Origin of the sequence: Amycolatopsis acidicola (assembly GCF_007713735.2) — a bacterium.
Lineage (GTDB): Bacteria > Actinomycetota > Actinomycetes > Mycobacteriales > Pseudonocardiaceae > Amycolatopsis_E > Amycolatopsis_E acidicola.
Genome location: NZ_VMNW02000139.1, coordinates 1 through 15,687, shown reverse-complemented (window position 1 = coordinate 15,687; position 15,687 = coordinate 1). Strand labels below are relative to the sequence as shown.

General features: G+C 69.7%; 14 protein-coding genes and 2 pseudogenes. 9 read left to right on the top strand and 7 right to left on the bottom strand.

Going from position 1 to position 15,687, the window contains the following annotated elements; translation table 11 throughout:
* Positions 1 to 57 precede the first annotated feature (57 nt).
* On the bottom strand, positions 58 to 1,617 hold the full coding sequence (locus tag FPZ12_RS43140) for a carboxylesterase/lipase family protein (protein ID WP_166463100.1): 1,560 nt from the start codon (positions 1,615 to 1,617) through the stop codon (positions 58 to 60).
* Between the two features lie 25 nt (positions 1,618 to 1,642).
* Positions 1,643 to 3,073 (bottom strand): MFS transporter, encoded by a 1,431-nt coding sequence (locus FPZ12_RS43135; RefSeq protein WP_144758556.1) that lies wholly within the window; start codon positions 3,071 to 3,073, stop codon positions 1,643 to 1,645.
* 144 nt (positions 3,074 to 3,217) lie between these two features.
* Between FPZ12_RS43135 and FPZ12_RS43130 the strand changes: the two genes are divergently transcribed.
* The gene (locus FPZ12_RS43130) at positions 3,218 to 3,796 is read left to right on the top strand and encodes a TetR/AcrR family transcriptional regulator (protein WP_144758552.1); all 579 of its coding nucleotides are present in this window, start codon (positions 3,218 to 3,220) and stop codon (positions 3,794 to 3,796) included.
* 17 nt (positions 3,797 to 3,813) lie between these two features.
* Here FPZ12_RS43130 and FPZ12_RS43125 read toward each other — a convergent pair whose 3' ends face one another.
* On the bottom strand, positions 3,814 to 4,713 hold the full coding sequence (locus FPZ12_RS43125; RefSeq protein WP_144758549.1) for a LysR family transcriptional regulator: 900 nt from the start codon (positions 4,711 to 4,713) through the stop codon (positions 3,814 to 3,816).
* A gap of 109 nt (positions 4,714 to 4,822) precedes the next feature.
* On the opposite strand from FPZ12_RS43125, the gene FPZ12_RS43120 reads away from it, so the two are divergent.
* From FPZ12_RS43120 to FPZ12_RS43090, 7 genes are read left to right on the top strand one after another with little or no spacing between them, the layout of a single operon-like run.
* On the top strand, positions 4,823 to 6,061 hold the full coding sequence (locus FPZ12_RS43120) for an alpha/beta fold hydrolase (RefSeq protein WP_208026216.1): 1,239 nt from the start codon (positions 4,823 to 4,825) through the stop codon (positions 6,059 to 6,061).
* A gap of 33 nt (positions 6,062 to 6,094) precedes the next feature.
* On the top strand, positions 6,095 to 7,420 hold the full coding sequence (locus FPZ12_RS43115; protein WP_243770326.1) for an MFS transporter: 1,326 nt from the start codon (positions 6,095 to 6,097) through the stop codon (positions 7,418 to 7,420).
* Between the two features lie 18 nt (positions 7,421 to 7,438).
* Positions 7,439 to 7,834, top strand: coding sequence for a cupin domain-containing protein (locus FPZ12_RS43110; RefSeq protein WP_144758546.1), 396 nt, complete (start codon positions 7,439 to 7,441; stop codon positions 7,832 to 7,834).
* Complete coding sequence (locus tag FPZ12_RS43105; protein WP_144758543.1) at positions 7,831 to 9,309, top strand: aldehyde dehydrogenase; 1,479 nt, start codon at positions 7,831 to 7,833, stop codon at positions 9,307 to 9,309. Before FPZ12_RS43110 ends, FPZ12_RS43105 begins: the two co-directional genes overlap by 4 nt.
* A gap of 26 nt (positions 9,310 to 9,335) precedes the next feature.
* A complete protein-coding gene (locus FPZ12_RS43100) occupies positions 9,336 to 9,707 on the top strand; it encodes a carboxymuconolactone decarboxylase family protein (protein ID WP_144758540.1) in 372 nt (123 codons plus the stop codon).
* Positions 9,708 to 9,727: 20 nt separating this feature from the next.
* Entirely contained in the window at positions 9,728 to 10,621 is an 894-nt protein-coding gene (locus FPZ12_RS43095) for an NAD(P)-dependent oxidoreductase (protein ID WP_144758537.1), read from the top strand.
* A complete protein-coding gene (locus FPZ12_RS43090; protein WP_208026215.1) occupies positions 10,618 to 11,406 on the top strand; it encodes an N-acyl homoserine lactonase family protein in 789 nt (262 codons plus the stop codon). The genes FPZ12_RS43095 and FPZ12_RS43090 overlap by 4 nt, the downstream gene beginning before the upstream one ends.
* 1 nt (position 11,407) lies before the next feature.
* Here the strand turns inward: FPZ12_RS43090 and FPZ12_RS43085 are convergent, their stop codons facing one another.
* Complete coding sequence (locus FPZ12_RS43085) at positions 11,408 to 12,871, bottom strand: MDR family MFS transporter (protein WP_144758534.1); 1,464 nt, start codon at positions 12,869 to 12,871, stop codon at positions 11,408 to 11,410.
* A gap of 142 nt (positions 12,872 to 13,013) precedes the next feature.
* Positions 13,014 to 13,952: an alpha/beta hydrolase family protein gene (locus tag FPZ12_RS43080; RefSeq protein WP_144758531.1), complete on the bottom strand. Its 939-nt coding sequence runs from the start codon at positions 13,950 to 13,952 to the stop codon at positions 13,014 to 13,016.
* 87 nt (positions 13,953 to 14,039) lie between these two features.
* On the opposite strand from FPZ12_RS43080, the gene FPZ12_RS43075 reads away from it, so the two are divergent.
* A complete protein-coding gene (locus tag FPZ12_RS43075) occupies positions 14,040 to 14,885 on the top strand; it encodes a helix-turn-helix transcriptional regulator (protein WP_208026214.1) in 846 nt (281 codons plus the stop codon).
* A 35-nt stretch (positions 14,886 to 14,920) separates the two neighbouring features.
* Here FPZ12_RS43075 and FPZ12_RS43070 read toward each other — a convergent pair.
* A pseudogene (locus tag FPZ12_RS43070) lies at positions 14,921 to 15,541 on the bottom strand (SDR family NAD(P)-dependent oxidoreductase); the annotation flags it as partial.
* Positions 15,542 to 15,555: 14 nt separating this feature from the next.
* A pseudogene (locus FPZ12_RS43065) lies at positions 15,556 to 15,687 on the bottom strand (integrase core domain-containing protein); the annotation flags it as partial.

The window sequence follows — 15,687 nt, the reverse complement described above, 5'->3', positions numbered from 1 at the left end:
GACCACACCCCTCCACCGCCCCGATCCCCAGCCTGCTCTTGCGGTTCCGGGGGTTTGTCAAGGTACTCTTTCCCGCCTTGACGAACCCCCGGAACCGCGAACACTCAAAGATCGGGGCGGTGGAGGGGTGTCACACAGCGCGCCCCGCGCGCGTCCGTTGCTGCCGCAAGCCGCCCTTAAGCGATCAGGCAACAGCCCGACCGCGTCAACCACCTCCCGCACCTCCACATCGAACACCCTCACGGCCCGAGCCTCCGTGTCATAAGGACTCCACCCCGGCGACCCCTCCCGCACGAAGCGGACGAGCGCGCCGTGCAGAGCGGTCGCCAGCTGAGCCGGCGCGCCCGGCCCGAGTAAGCCGGCCACTCCCGGAGCGTCGAGGTGATCGAAGACGAACGGGAGGTCGGCGCAGTGCGCGGCGCCGAACACGGGCGCGGGCCAGGCGAACTGGTAGGTATAGGTGGGAATTCCCGCTTTCGCGGCCCCGTCGGCGAGTTCGCGCGCGGGCATGCGGAAGGTGCGGTCGGTCAACGCCTGCGCGAGCGCGTGCCCGGGATTGTCGGTTGCCATGGCGCGCAAGTAATCCGTGAGGTCTTGGCCGGTGAGCCCGAGGTTGGCGAATCCCTGCAGGCAGGCGTCGAGGGAGGGGGCGGGGGCGGTCTGGCCGAGCATGAAGTTCCACTCTTCGACGGTCGTGCCGATCAAGAGCGCGTCGAGGGATCCCGCGGTGAGCGCGTCGGACGGCGAGGCGGTGACGACGGTTCCGTCCAGAGTCGGTTGCCAGCGCAGGGAATTCCGCCGTACGCCCCGGGCACGATCGTCGACATCGGCCGGAGGTGCTTGGACCTCCTTGGGCAACCAGGCGGTTTCCAGCTCCAGTCGCTTGTGGACCGACGTGCCGGTGAGCGCGGCGACGGTACGGCGCGTGCCGAGTCGCGCGGCGAATTCTTCCGACAGCATCCGGGTGCGGTCGAGCGAGGACAGCAATGGCGTGCCCGCGCTCATCGCGGCCAGGCGGTGGAACAGCCCCCGTGCGCCGGGACAGCCGGAGAGCGCCAGAGTCGCGGTGGCTCCGGCGGATTGTCCGGCGACGGTGACGTTGCCGGGGTCGCCACCGAAGGCTTCGATGTCGTCGCGAACCCACTCGAGCGCCAGGATGATGTCGAGCAGGGCCCGGTTGGCGATCCCGTCGTCCAGGAGCATGAATCCTTCGGCGGCGAGCCGGTAGTTGGGGACGACGACCACGATTCCGTTGCGGGCGAAGGATTCCCCGGTGTACCACGGGCTCGCGTTGCCACCGCTGAAGAATCCGCCGCCATGCAGCCAGACCAGGACCGGGGAGTGGCCATCGGCGTTCGAGGGCGCGTACACGTTCAGGTTCAGCGGATTGGGGCCTTCGATGACGGGATCGGGGAAAAGTTCCCGCGCCACCGGTGGATGGGCCGCCGTCGCCCCGGGGGCCGTGGCCTCGAACACGCCGCTCCAGGGCGCGAGTGGGCGGGGAGGATCGAACGCGTGCCGCGGGTAAGGGGCGGCAGCGTAAGGAATGCCCAGGAATTCCCGGTATCCGCGGTGTTCGAGCCCTTGGACGCGGCCGTGCGGGGTGTGCACCACCATGGTTCGTTTTCCTTCTCGATGTCGGTCAGGACTCGGTGTTCCTCTTGAGCAGCAGCGAAAGCAGGGCTGTGACGATGCTCGCCGCGGCGATGGCGTAGAACGCGACGCGGTACCCATCGGTCACGCTTGCCGCGGAACTGTTGTGCGTGACGGTGGCGGCGACGGTGACCAGAGCGGCCAGTCCGAGCGCCGCGCCGAGCTGGCGGCACATGTTCAGCAGACCGGAGGCGACCCCGGCGTCGCGCGGGGCGACCCCGGTGGTGGCGGCGACGATCGCCGGCATCATCGTCAGGCTCGTTCCCGCGCCGACGACCACGGTGGGAAGCAGGATGTGGCCGACATAATCGGCGTGCTCGGGTAGCCGGGCCAGCCAGACCAATCCCGCCCCGGCGATCACGCACCCGAGGACCACCATGGGCCGGGGCCCGATCGCGGGGATCAGCTTCTGGGAGACGAGCACACCGACGCTGATCACCGAGACCATCGGCAGCAGCGACAGCCCGGTCTTCAGCGCGCTCTCCCCGAGCACCTGCTGCAGGTACAGCGAGAGGAAGAACAGCGGCGCGGTGATCACCACGCCCATGCACAGGGTCAGGAGGTTGCCGATGCGCACGTTGTGGAGTGCGAAGACGCCCGGCGGAATGAGAGGCTCGGGGCTGCGGCGCTCGATCGCCACGAACACGATGAACAGCACGATCCCGACGATCAACAGCGTGAGCGTCCGGCCCGAGAGCCAGCCGTAGTCGGGGGCGGTCGATACGCCGTAGACGATCGCGGCGGCGGACAGGGTGATCGCCACGGCGCCCGGGATGTCCATCCTGGCCCGGGGTCCGGAAGACGCCGAGCGCTGCAACCCGAGCAGGCTGGCGGCGAGCAGGCAGAGGCCGATGGGCACGTTGACGAGCATCACCCAGCGCCAGCTCAGCGAGGCGGTCAGGAGCCCGCCGAGCACGATTCCCGCCGCGCCGGCGCTGGACGCGGCGACGCCCCACCACGTCATCGCGCGGGTGCGCTGCGCGGGTTCGGTGTGGCTGGCCGTGATCAGGCTCAGGCTGGACGGCGCGAGCGCGGCGGCACCCGCGCCCTGAACCACCCGCGCAGTCAGCAGGATCCACCCCTCGGTGGCCAGGCCCCCGGCGAGGCTGGCCACCGTGAACACGACCAACCCGATCTGGAACACGCGGCGGCGGCCGAACAGGTCACTGGCGCGCGCGGCGAGCAGCAGCAGGCCGCCGAAAGCGATCAGATAGCCGTTGACCACCCACTGCTGCGCGGTGACCGACAGGCCGAGCCCGGCCTTCATCGACGGCAGCGCCACGTTCACGATGCTGGAGTCGAGGACCACCATGAACTGCGCGACGCAGGCGATCGCGGCGACGACCGCCAGTGGCACACGGGGTTTGGCGACCTGCTGCGCGGCGGGCAGCGTCGTCCCCAGTGAACGTTCGTAAGGCATCGGGAAGCTCCTCCGCGCTGTGGCCGAATGGCTGTGAGGCCCCGCCGGAGACAGTGGCGGATAGCCTGTCCGTCAACGGTACCTCGATACCGGATAGGCTGTCCACTAAGGTTGGGGTCAGCCGAGCAGGACCGGAGCAGAGTGATGACCGCGGACAAGACGCATTTCCCCACCCGGCGGGCCGCCGCGGAGCGCAATCGCGACAAGATCCTGGCCGCGGCGCGCGCGGCCTTCGCCGACGGCACCACCGACATCTCCATGGCGGAGGTCGCCCGGCGCGCGGGCGTCGGCATGGCCACGCTGTACCGCAACTTCCCCGGGCGGCGGGAACTACTCGAAGCCCTCTATGCCGACGAGGTCGACGCCATCTGCGCGGCCGCGGTCGTGGAAGACGGCCAGATGCCGGGGGCGGCGCTCATCGCCTGGCTGCGCCTGCAGTTCGAGTTCATCTCCCACAAACGCCTCATCGTCACCGAACTGCTGGAGCACACCGACGGGGGCGGCCCGGCCAGCCGTCGCGAGCAGGCGCTCGAGGCCGGCCGCCCGCTGCTGACCGCCGCGCAGCGCGCCCGCGAAATCCGCGACGACATCACCCTGGACCAGGTCTTCGACATGATCGTCGCGATCGCCAAGATCCACGGCGGCCGGGACTACCTGGAACCGGTCATCCAGACCATGCTCGACGGGCTCCGTGTCCGCCCCGGGGTGAAGCGCCGCTGGTGATCCATTGTGGACTGTCGCTATCGCTCGTCCCGTACGGGTTTCGCGTTGTCGCCGATGAGGTTCCACAGTGCCAGCCCGGCGTCGGAGGTGACCCCGTTCGGCAGGGTCGCGGCGGCGACCGTCCACACCAGTGACGCGTTGTCCAGCGGCACGAGCGCGATCGGGACGCGGGTGGCGATGGCCAGCGGCCGGGGCACGATCGCGAGCCCGAGGCCGTGCGCGACGAGTTCCAGCAGCGAGCCGATCTCGTTGCAGGTGACCCGGACGGTGCGCGGGATCCGCGCCGTGGTGAAGGCGTGGTCGGTGACCTGCCGCGCGGCGAGCTCGGGCCGGAAGTCCACAAAGGTCTCGTCGGCGAGCGCTTCGAGCTGGACCGAATCGTGCGTGGTGAGGCGGTGGCCCAGCGGGCAGGCCAGCACCATCGGATAGGTGGCCAGCGGGGTCAGTTTGAGGTTCTCGGGCAGGTCGAGCGGCATCGTGACGAAGCCGAGTTCGATCTTTTCCTCGATGAGATCGGCGAAGAGCCGCAAGGGCATTCCCACGGTGACGTCGACGTCGACGTTCGGATTCTGTGCGGTGAACCGGCTGAGGAGGGCGGCCAGGTCGAGCCCGGCGAACGAGGGGATCGAGCCGACCCGCAGCGTGCTCTTGGCGACGCCGTGGCCGCGGCGGATCTGGGTTTCCACGGCTTCCAGCGTCGCCAGCGCCCGCCGCGCGCCGGCGTAGAGATTCCGGCCCGCCTCAGTCAGCGTGGCCCGCTTGCGGCTGCGCACGAACAGCTGCGCGCCCAGCCCGTGTTCCAGCGCGCGGATCGACGAGGACAGGCCCGGCTGCGAGATCCGGAGGCGTTCGGCCGCCGCGGTGAACGTGCCCAGATCGGCCACCGCGAGGAAGTGGCGCAGCTGCCGGGTTTCCATGCATAACTCCGTCCTATGGATTACCGAAAAAACCGGTATTGGACAGCTCAAATCTATACGAGCACGCTACGAAGGCATAGGGCGATGCGGCCTCGAGCGAAGGAGTCACATGGAGATCAGCCCGAAAACGGTGGCGGCGCTGGATTTCGGCGCGTTGCTGGCCGGGATTCCGCCGGCCGGGACGTGGGCCTGCCGGATCGAGCTCGGGGGAGCGGCGTTCGGCCTGCGCCGCGAGGGAACGCGGACGACCACCGTTCCGGTCACCGGCATCAACGACAGCTGGGATTTCGAGTTCGTGGCCGGGAAAACGGACTGGGCGGCGTTCTGTGACTCGCCGCGCCGCCGGGGTTACACGACGGCTCAGGCGATGGTCGCGGGCGCGGGTGCCGCCACCGTCCACGGCGACCGCGCCGCGTGGGCGCGCGCCGCGGTCGTGATCGACCGCGTACTCGACGCCCTGCGCCCCGGTCCTTCCCCGGAGCGAGAGCCCGACCCGGCGCCCGCCCCGCTCGGGATCGGGCCGATCGTCGGCCGGTACGTCTCGTTCGAGGTCGGCGGCGTCCGGCAGCGCGTCTACTACGAGTCCGCCGGCACCGGACCCGCGTTGGTCTGCCTGCACACCGCGGGGGCCGATTCGCGGCAATTCCGTTACCTGCTCGAAGATCCCGAACTGACCGGGCAGTGGACGGTGATCGCGTTCGACATGCCGTGGCACGGCCGGTCCGAGCCTCCGGCCGGGTGGCGGCACGAGACGTACCGGCTGACCACGGAGACCTACGCCGCGACCGTCCTGGGCTTCCTCGACGCGCTCGGCCTGCGGCGCCCGGTACTCGCCGGTTGCTCGATGGGCGGGGCGATCGCGCTGTACCTCGCGAGCGAACACGGTGACCGGTTCACCGGCGTGTGCGCGCTCGAAGGCGGGCTCGGCAATCCGTCGCGGTTCGTCGAGTGGACCCATCGCGCCGACGTCGACCATTCGGCGTTCCTGACCAGCTGGGTGGGTGGCCTGATCGCACCGGCCAGTCCGGCCGGCCCCGCCGCCCAGACGCTCTGGGGTTACGCGCAATCAGGGCCCGGTGTCTACCAGGGTGACACCTACTTCTACGCGCAGGATCTGCCGAAGTACGCGGACTCCCTGAAACCGGCCGGGTGCCCGTTGTACGTGTTCAGCGGTGAATACGACTACTCGGCCACGACCGAGATGAGCCGTGAGGCCGCGGTGCGCCTCGGCGGGGAACTGGTCGAGATGAAGGGCAAGGGGCATTTCCCGATGTCGGAGGACCCGGCCGGGTTCGCCGGGCACCTCTTCCCGGTTCTCCAGCTGCTGCACGGCAAATACGAGGGGTGAATCCCGACTGTCCACAAAGGAGTGGTGAGCAGTATGACTTCCGACCCCCAGGCCGCCATGGCGGCGGATCGCCGGCGGCGCCTCGTCGCCGTGGGCATCGGCAACTTCATGGAATGGTTCGACTTCGCCGTCTACGGCTTCTTCGCCGTGGCGATCGGCGCGAACTTCTTCCCCAGCGGCAACCCGACCTCGTCACTGCTGTCGACACTGGCGGTGTACGGCGTGGCGTTCCTGATGCGTCCCGTCGGCGGCGTGGTCATCGGCGCCATCGGGGACCGGCGTGGCCGTCGGTTCGCCCTGATGCTGTCGGTCGTGCTGATGGGCACCGCGACCGCGCTCATCGCGGTCCTGCCCTCCCACGCGCTGATCGGCGTGGCCGCGCCGATCCTGCTGGTGATTTTGCGCTGTGTGCAAGGGTTTTCCGCGGGCGGCGAGTGGACGGGCTCGGCCGCGTTCCTCGTCGAGAGCGCGCCGCCGCACCGCCGGGGTCTCGTGGCGAGCGTGGTCCCGATGACCGCCGCGCTGGCCGTCGCGGCCGGTGCCGCGGCGGCGCTGATCGTGCAGACCACCGTTCCGGCGGCGGAAGTCACCGCCTGGGGCTGGCGATTGCCGTTCCTGGCCGCGTTCCCGCTCACGCTCGCAGGGTTGTACCTGCGGATGAAACTGGAGGACACCGAGGTCTTCCGCGATCTGCGCGCCCAGGGCGCCGTGGTCCGGTCGCCGATCCGGGAAGTGGGGCGCAGCAACGGAAAGAGCGTCGCGATCTCGTTCGCGCTCTCGGCCATCACGGTGCTGGGGTTCTACTACATCGCCACCTATGTCACGACGTTCCTGGTCACCACGGCCGGGATGCCCCGGCTCACCGCGCTCGTCGTGGTCGCGATCGGCGTGCTCGGCTACGCGGCGCTCTGCCCGCTGGCGGGACGGCTCTCCGACCGGATCGGGCGGCGCCCGGTCTCCTTGCTCGGCGGCGCCGGGCTGGCGGTTTTCGCCGTTCCCGCGTTCCTGCTGATGGGCACGAGCAACCCGGTCGTCGCCGTCCTGGGACTGGTCGTCTTCGGCGTTTTCGAAGCCATGCACAACAGCACCACCACGGTGATGCTGATCGAACTGTTCCCGGCCGGGACCCGGTCGACGGGCAGCGCGATCGGCTACAACATCGGCGCGGCCGCCATCGCGGGCCCGGGGCCGTTGATCGCCGCGGCGCTGGCCACCGCCGGAGCCGCGCTGCCCGCCGTGTACCTCGCCGCGGTCTCCGCCGTCTGCACGGTGCTGTTGTGGATATTCCTGCCGGAGACCCGCGGCCGGGACCTCCGGCCGGCGCGGCGGGCAGCTCAGCAGCCGATCACCAACGCCTGAAAGACAAGGAGGGACACCGTGCATCTCATCGAAGCCCGTGCCGGGCGCCCGTCGATCCAGCGGACCGACACCTTCACCGGCACCGTCTGGGCGGATCCCGTTTCCGCGGCCGGGGACGACCCCACGATCAACAGCGTGCTGTTCACCCCGCGCGCCCGCACCTACTGGCATCGCCACGAAGGCGGCCAGCTCCTCACCGCGACCCAGGGCCAGGGCGTCGTCGTCGACGAGACCGGCCAGGTGATCGTGCTCAAGGAGGGGCGGCGCGTGTGGACACCGGCCGGTCAGGCGCACTGGCACGGGGGCGGACCGGACAGCCTGCTCGGCCACACCGCGTGTTCGTTCGGGGCGACCGAATGGCTGGAGCCGGTCAGCGACGAGGACTACGAACGCGCGACCAGGAGGATTTCATGACCGCGGGGCTGGAGGAGATCGAGCTCTACATCGGCGGCGGTCCGGTGCCCGCGGACGGAGGGCGCAACTACGAGTCCATTGACCCGTACACGGGACATGCCTGGGCGCGGGTCGCCGACGGCAGCGCCGCCGATGTGGATCGCGCCGTGCGTTCCGCCCGTGCCGCGCTCGGCGGGCCGTGGGGCGCGATGACCGCTCCGGAACGAGGAAAGCTCCTGGACCGGCTCGCCGGGCTCATCGAGCGGGACGCGGAGCTCCTCGGTGAGTGGGAGACCCGCGATTCCGGCAAGTTGCTGCGGGAGATGTCCGGCCAGGTTCGCGCGCTGCCCGAGTGGTACCGGTATTTCGGCGGCCTCGCGGACAAGGTGCAGGGCGAGGTGATTCCCACCGGCAAGCCGAATTTCCTCGTCTACACCCAGCACGAACCGGTCGGCGTGGTCGCCGCGATCACGCCGTGGAATTCGCCGTTGCTGCTCCTGACGTGGAAGCTCGCGCCGGCGCTGGCCGCCGGGTGCACGGTGGTCGTCAAGCCGAGTGACCACACCCCCTCGTCGACGGTCGCGCTGGCCCGGCTCTTCACCGAGGCGGGTTTCCCGCCGGGCGTGGTCAACGTCGTGACCGGATGGGGGCCGGAAACGGGGCGGGCGCTGACGGAACACCCCGACGTCGACAAGATCGCGTTCACCGGCTCCAACGAGGTCGGCCGCTCCGTCGCGCACGCCGCCGCCGAGCGGTTCGCCCGCGTCACCCTCGAACTGGGCGGGAAATCCGCGCAGATCGTCTTCGAGGACGCCGATCTCGAAGCGGCCGCGAACGGCGTGATCGCCGGGATCTTCGCCGCCGCCGGACAAACCTGCATGGCGGGTTCCCGGCTGCTCGTGCACGCCTCCGTGGCCGACGAACTGGTCGGCAGGGTGGCGGCCCGCGCGGAGTCCATTGTGGTCGGTGACCCCACCGACGCGCGCACCGAAATGGGTCCACTGGCCAACGAACGCCAGTTCGCCAAGGTACTGGAGCATTTCCGTGACGCGCGTGCGGCCGGCGCCACGATCGTCACCGGTGGCGAGCCGATCCCGGAACTCGGCGGCTACTTCGTGCGGCCGACCGTCTTGCGTGATCTGCCATCCGATTCCCGGGCGCTCACCGAGGAAATCTTCGGTCCCGTGCTGTCGGTGGTGCCCTTCGAGACCGAAGACGAGGCGGTCCGCCTGGCCAACGGCACGAGGTTCGGGCTCGCCGGGTCGGTCTGGACCCGGGACATCCACCGGGCGCACCGCACCGCGTCCCGGCTGCGGGCGGGTTCGGTGTGGATCAACGCCTACCGAACCGTGGCGCCGCAAGTGCCCTTCGGGGGTTTCGGCGCCTCGGGTATCGGCCGCGAGAGCGGCATCGGCGCGATCACCGACTACCAGGAGACCCGGTCGGTCTGGGTCGAACTGAGCGGCGAAACCCGCGACCCCTTCACCCTCGGCTGAGCCCGCGACACTCGCAAAGGAGCGACATGGACGACAAGACCTACCAAGAAGGGCTGCGGATCCGCCGCGAGGTCGTCGGCGACGAGTATGTCGACGCCGCGCTGGCCAAGGCGGGAGACCTCGGCGCGCCGTTGCAGGACCTCGTCACCGAGTACTGCTGGGGAGCGGTCTGGGGCAGGCCCGGTCTCGAACGCCGGACCCGCAGCCTGATCAACATCGCGATGATCTCCGCGCTGAACCGGCCGAACGAGCTGCGGGCCCACATCCGTGGCGCCGTGCGAAACGGGTGCAGCCACGAGGAAATCCGCGAAGTCCTCGTCCAAGTGGCCGCCTACTGCGGGTTTCCCGCCGCGCTCGACGGCTTCAAAATCGCCCAAGAAGTGTTCGGACAGCGGTAACTCGCGCGGGAGGGAACCTCATGGAACTCGGCTTCATCGGTTTGGGCCGGATGGGCGCGCGCATGGCGGGCCGGCTGCTCGCGGCCGGACACGATCTGATCGTGCACGACGTGGACCCGGCTGCGGTGCGGAATCTGGTGGATCTCGGTGCCACGGCGGCGAAATCGGCCCAGGACGTCGGTGATCGCGCCGGACTCGTGCTCACCAGCCTGCCCACTCCGGGCATCGTGACCGACGTCGTGCTCGGGGAATCGGGGCTCGTGGCGGGGGAGCGGGTAAAGCACCTTGTCGACCTGTCCACGACGGGTGCCCCGGCGGCGCGCCTCATCGCGGATGCCTTGGCGGAGCGCGGAATCACGGCGGTCGACGCCCCGGTCAGCGGGGGGACGAGGGGCGCGGAGGCCGGCACGCTCGCGGTCATGGTCGCCTGCGCCGACCAGGACTTCGCCCTCGTCGAACCCGTTGTGAGCGAACTGGGCCGGGTGTTCCACGTCGGCGCGGAACCCGGCCTCGGGCAGGTCATGAAGCTGGTGAACAACTACCTGTCCGCCGTCGCACTCGCGACGACCTCCGAGGCGATGGTCGTGGGGGTGAAGGCGGGGCTGGATCCGCGCACGATGATCGAGGTGCTCAACGCCGGGTCCGGGCGCAACAGCGCCACCCAGGACAAGTTCCCCCGCGCGGTGCTGCCCGGCACCTTCGATTTCGGCTTCGCCAGCGGGCTCATGGAAAAGGACCTCGGCCTGTTCGCCGAGGAGGCGGCCGGGCTGCACGTTCCCCTGTGGGTCGGCTCGGCGGTGCACCAGATGTGGCGGCAGGCCAAGGATCAGCTCGGGCCCGCGTCGGACTTCACCAGCATCGTCCGGCTCGTCGAAGGCTGGGCCGGTGCCGAAGTCCGGGACCAGGACCGGTGAACGGCGAGTCCTACCGGGTCCACGCCATCCGCTACGGGCGCGTCGACCGGACGGTGTCGGAGAATTTCCTGGATTCCGAGGGCTGTTCCGCGCCGATGCCGATGGACTATTTCGTCTGGGTGCTCGCCGGTGAGGACCGGACGGTCGTCGTGGACACGGGATACGGGCCGGAGGAAGCACTGCGGCGGGGGCGCGTGATCACCCGCCCCGTCGCGGACGGCCTTCGCGCGCTGGACGTGGAGCCGTCGCGAGTCACCGACGTGATCCTGACCCACCTGCACTGGGATCATGCGGGGAACCTCGGCCTGTTCGGCAACGCGCGGTTTCATGTGCAGGAAGCCGAAACGCGGTTCGCCTTCGGCCCGGCGATGGCGGACCAGACGCGCTCGTCCGCCTACGCGCCCGCGGATATCGCCGAGCTGGTGCACCTCGTCCATGGCGGTCGCGTGCGGTTCGCCGGGGCGGACGAGGAGCTGTTTCCCGGGATCGAGGTCCACCTCGTCGGCGGGCATACCGCGGGCACGCAGGTCGTCCGGGTGCGGACGGCGTCGGGCCCGGTGCTGCTGGCGTCGGACGCCGCCCACTTCTACGCCAACCTCGACGAGCGGCGCGTCTTCGCCGTCACCCACGACCCGGGACAGCTACTCGACGTCTACGCCCACCGCTTCCCGGCCCTGGTCGACTCGGCCGACGACATCATCCCGGGCCACGACCCCCTCGTCCTGCGCCGCTACCCCGCGGCGGCCCCCACCCTGACCGGCTGGGTGGCGAGGCTCGACCGATGAGTCAGTCCCCAGCCGTGGTTTCGGCGGGTTGGGGCGTGTCGAGGGTCGCGCGCAGGGCAACGGGTTTGAGCAGGATCGCGGCGACGACGCTCAGCAGGGCGACGGCCGCGGAGATGACGAAGACGAACCCGGTCGCGTCGCCGTAGGCGGCAGGGGCGGAGAGCCCTTCGGCTTCGTGGTGGGCGACTTGGCGCGCGAGGAGCGCGCCGAGCACGGAGACGCCGACCGTGCCGCCGAGCGAGCGGAAGAAGGACACGGTGGCGCTGGCGGAGCCGATGTCGGTGATGGGGACGGAGTTCTGCACGACGAGGACGAAGTTCTGCAGGGTCATGCCGACGCCGGCGCCGACGAGCACCATCGGGATCGCGATCAGCGGCAAGGGGGTCGATTCGCCGAGGAAACCGAGGCCGGCGAAACCCGCGGTGAGGCTGAGGGAGCCGGTGATCAGGAACGGCTTGATCCGGCCGGTGCGGCTGAGCAGCCGTCCGGCGATGATCGACGCGACGAGGATGCCCGCCATCATCGGAATGGTGAGCAGGCCCGATTCGGTGGGCGTGTGGCCGCGGCTGGTTTGGAAGTACTGGCTGAGAAAAACGGACGCCCCGTACATCGCGGTGCCGGCGGCGAGACTGCCGAGGATGGCCAGCGCGGTGGTGCGCTGCCGGATGATGCGCGGCGGGACGACCGGCTCCGCCGCGCGGGTTTCGGCCCAGGCGGCGAGGCCGAGCAGGACGAGGCCGCCACCCACCATGGCCGCGGTTTGCCAGGAGCCCCAGGCGAAAGCGTCGTCGACGAACGAGATCCAGATCAGCAGCAGGCTGACACCGCCGGTGATCAGGGTCGCGCCCCAGTAGTCGATGCGGACGTTCTCCCGGCGCACGACCGGAAGGCGCAGCGTCGCCTGCAGCAGGACCAGGGCGGCCAGCCCGACGGGGACGCCGATGAAGAAGCACCAGCGCCAGCCCAGCCACGAAGTGTCGACGATGAACCCGCCCAGCAGCGGGCCGCCGATCGTGGAGAGCGCGGTGGCGCTGCTCTGGTAACCGGCGTACCGGCCACGCTCCCGCGGCGGGATCATCGCCGCGATCGCGATCTGCACAAGGGATTGCAGCCCGCCGACGCCGATGCCCTGCAGCGCGCGGGCGGCGATGAGCTGGCCGCTGTTCTGCGCCAGCCCGGCCGCGATCGAGCCGAGGAGGAAGACCACCGTGGCGATCTGGATCAGCGACTTCTTGGGGTAAAGGTCGGCGAGTTTGCCCCAGATCGGCGTCGCGGCCGTCGCCGCGAGCAGGGTGGCGGTGACCACCCAGGTGTACTGGGTCGGCGAGCCGTTCAGGTCGCGCAGCATCCGGGGCAGGGCGGTGGTCACGACCGTGCTGCTCAGCGTGGAGACGAACAGGGCGAGCAGCAGTGCCGCCAGCGCCTGGAGAACCTTCCGGTCCGGCGGTGCGATGGTCGTGGTCATGCCTCTCCGCGGGTGTGGGGTCCGTGGCCCGTCCCGGTCTGTCGTGACGGGCCACTCCTCATCTTAAGTCAATTGATTGACTTAAGACCAGGCGACCCGGGGTGACCGGACGAACGAGGCGAGGTCCATTGTGGACAGCTGGCTATTTGGTGTGCACAATTCCCAGCACCGGGTTGTCGCGGATCGCGTCGAGGGCCTGCTTCCACGCGGGGTCACCGGGGTGCAGGGCGGATCGTAGGTAGGCCCAGGTCATGCGCTGGGTCACGGCGAGCCGTTCGGGATCTTCGTCGTCGGTTTCGGCGAGGCTGTAGCCCATGATCCCGCCGAGGTAGTGTTTCGCGCCCGGCAGTGTCAGCAGGGCGTCGGCGCCCGGGCTGAGGTGGTAGGGCTCGGCGTGCCAGCCGGCGCCGCGGGCGGTGGCGACGGGGTTCCCGTCCTGGTCGCCGTAGACGACCAAGGTCCGCGTGGTCAGGTGTGCGAAGTCGGCGTCCAATTCGGGATACTGATTCCGCATGGTGTCGGTCATGCCCTCGGCGCTGCCGGTCGGGGCGAGTAGTACGCCCGCGCTGATGCGGGGGTCACGCAGGTCGGTGCCGCCGGTCCGTGCGCCGAGCAACGCGCTGACGGTGTTGGCGCCCGCGGAGTGACCGACGGCGGCGACACGCGCCGGGTCGAGCCGTCCGGCGAAGACCGGTGCCTGGGCCTCGACGGCGTCGAGATTGTCGAGGATGAGCCGGAAGTCTTCGATGCGTGATCGCCAGAACAGCGGGTAGCCGGGAGCGTCCTTGTCCAGGCCGAGTCCGCCGCTGGGGGAGCTGAGGTGGGTCGGCTGGAGGACGGCGAATCCGTGGCCGGCGTAGAAGTCGACGAGGGGCGCGAAGCCGTCCTTGGATTTCAGGTAGGGCGAGCTGCCGCCGCCGTGGGACAGCAGCACGATCGGGAGGGCGTCTCCGTGCAGGGGCGCGGTGATCCGCAGTTCCAGCGGGAGGCCACGCTCGGGTGCCGGCAGGGTGACCGGGTTGACGGAGACAGTGGGCACGGCATCCGGGACGGGAATGTTCCGGGCGGAGTTGTCGGTCATGGATCCACCGTGCGGCCGATCGTCCTCGCCCAGCCAGGACCAGCCTGGTCCTGGCTGCGGATGTGTCCGCGTGGGCATACTGGGGAGGTGATCGACCGGCCCGGACTCGCCGAATTCCTGCGTCGCCGACGTGCGGGGCTCTCGCCGTCGGACGTCGGCCTGCCGGAGACGTCGCGTCGCAGGACCCCCGGCTTGCGGCGTGAGGAGGTCGCCGTCCTGGCGGGTGTGTCGACCGATTTCTACGCGCGGCTGGAACAGGCGCGCGGCTCCGACCCGTCGGAGTCGGTCGTGGCCGCGCTCGCTCGGGCGTTGCGGTGCAGCCCGGACGAGCAGGACCATCTCTTCCGCCTCGCCGGTGTGCCGGTGCCACCGCGCCAGGTCGGCCGCCGCCTCGACCCGGGACTGCGGGACCTTGCCGCGCGCCTGGAAGGCGTGCCGACGTGCGTCTACAACGATCTCGGCGAAGTGCTCTACACCAACGCGCTCGATGACGCCCTGCACTCCCGCGGCGAGCTTCGGCCCGGCCGGGACAGCAACGTGTACTGGCGTTGGTTCACCCGCGAAGAGTCGCGGGATCGCGTTCCGGAAGCAGACCGGGCCCGCCTGTCGGCCGCTCACGTCAGCGACCTTCGCGCCACCTACTCCCGCCGCGCCGAAGACGGCGAGATCACCGCGTTGGTCGAGGATCTCGCCGTGCAGAGTGCGGAATTCCGGATGCTGTGGGACCGGCACGATGTCGCCGTGAGGCGCGTCGATCTCAAGGACGTCCAACACCCCACAGTCGGCCTGATCCGGCTGCGCTGCCAACTGCTCGTGACCCCCGAAACAGGAATCCGGGTGCGAATCCTGCTGCCCCTGGAAGGCACGGACGCCGCCGAAAAACTCGACCTGCTCCGCGTCATCGGCACCCAGCACTTTTTCGAGCCACAGTGAAAAAGCCGTGACGAGGTCGTGCGGGGCGTGAGCGTTCACTTGGCCAGGTAACCGCCGTCGACGGTGAGTGCCGAACCGGTCATGAAGGTCGACGCGTCGGAGGCTAGCCACAATGCGGCGGCGGCGACCTCTTGGGGATCACCGATGCGGCCCAGTAGGTGCTGATCGGCGAACTCTTTCGCGGCCGCGGTCGGGTCGGGTGCCTTGTTCGTGTAGTCGGAAACCATGCGGGTGTCGATGTAGCCCGGAATGAGGACGTTCGCCCGGATGCCGTCGACGGCGTAGTCGAACGCGATGCTTCGGGTCATCGACAGGACACCTCCTTTCGCGGAGATGTAGGACACCGAGCCCGGGATCGCGGCCTGCGCGTTGATGCTGGCGACGTTGATGATCGACCCGCCGGTTTTGAGCATCAGCGGGATGGTCTCGTGCGACATGGCGAAGACCGACCACAGGTTGAGCCTGATCGTTTTCTCGAAGATCTCATAAGGGGTCTCGTGGACCCGGAGGAAGCTCTTCGCCAAGGCTCCCACACCGGCGTTGTTGTAGAGGGCGTCCACGCGGCCGTGCTTTTCCTGGGTTGCCGCGACCACGCTGCGAATGCCCTCGATGGTGCCCATGTCGGCGACAACGGTGGTGACCGCGTCACCGTATTCGTCCTTGACTCGCTCTAGGTGTACTGACCCGTGAGGTTGGGGACGCGGCTGGCGGGTGGTTGGCCGCCGAGCGCGGTGTGGCCGCGGTGGTGATTGTAGGTGTGCAGCCATCGCGGGAACGCTTCGCGGTGTTGGGTTTCGGACTG

Excerpts from the sequence above, each read along its gene's own strand:
- FPZ12_RS43140 (WP_166463100.1), bottom strand. The coding sequence starts at position 1,617 with ATGGTGGTGCACACCCCGCACGGCCGCGTCCAAGGGCTCGAACACCGC.
- FPZ12_RS43135 (WP_144758556.1), bottom strand. The coding sequence starts at position 3,073 with ATGCCTTACGAACGTTCACTGGGGACGACGCTGCCCGCCGCGCAGCAG.
- FPZ12_RS43130 (WP_144758552.1), top strand. The coding sequence starts at position 3,218 with ATGACCGCGGACAAGACGCATTTCCCCACCCGGCGGGCCGCCGCGGAG.
- FPZ12_RS43125 (WP_144758549.1), bottom strand. The coding sequence starts at position 4,713 with ATGGAAACCCGGCAGCTGCGCCACTTCCTCGCGGTGGCCGATCTGGGC.
- FPZ12_RS43120 (WP_208026216.1), top strand. The coding sequence starts at position 4,823 with ATGGAGATCAGCCCGAAAACGGTGGCGGCGCTGGATTTCGGCGCGTTG.
- FPZ12_RS43115 (WP_243770326.1), top strand. The coding sequence starts at position 6,095 with ATGACTTCCGACCCCCAGGCCGCCATGGCGGCGGATCGCCGGCGGCGC.
- FPZ12_RS43105 (WP_144758543.1), top strand. The coding sequence starts at position 7,831 with ATGACCGCGGGGCTGGAGGAGATCGAGCTCTACATCGGCGGCGGTCCG.
- FPZ12_RS43100 (WP_144758540.1), top strand. The coding sequence starts at position 9,336 with ATGGACGACAAGACCTACCAAGAAGGGCTGCGGATCCGCCGCGAGGTC.
- FPZ12_RS43095 (WP_144758537.1), top strand. The coding sequence starts at position 9,728 with ATGGAACTCGGCTTCATCGGTTTGGGCCGGATGGGCGCGCGCATGGCG.
- FPZ12_RS43085 (WP_144758534.1), bottom strand. The coding sequence starts at position 12,871 with ATGACCACGACCATCGCACCGCCGGACCGGAAGGTTCTCCAGGCGCTG.
- FPZ12_RS43080 (WP_144758531.1), bottom strand. The coding sequence starts at position 13,952 with ATGACCGACAACTCCGCCCGGAACATTCCCGTCCCGGATGCCGTGCCC.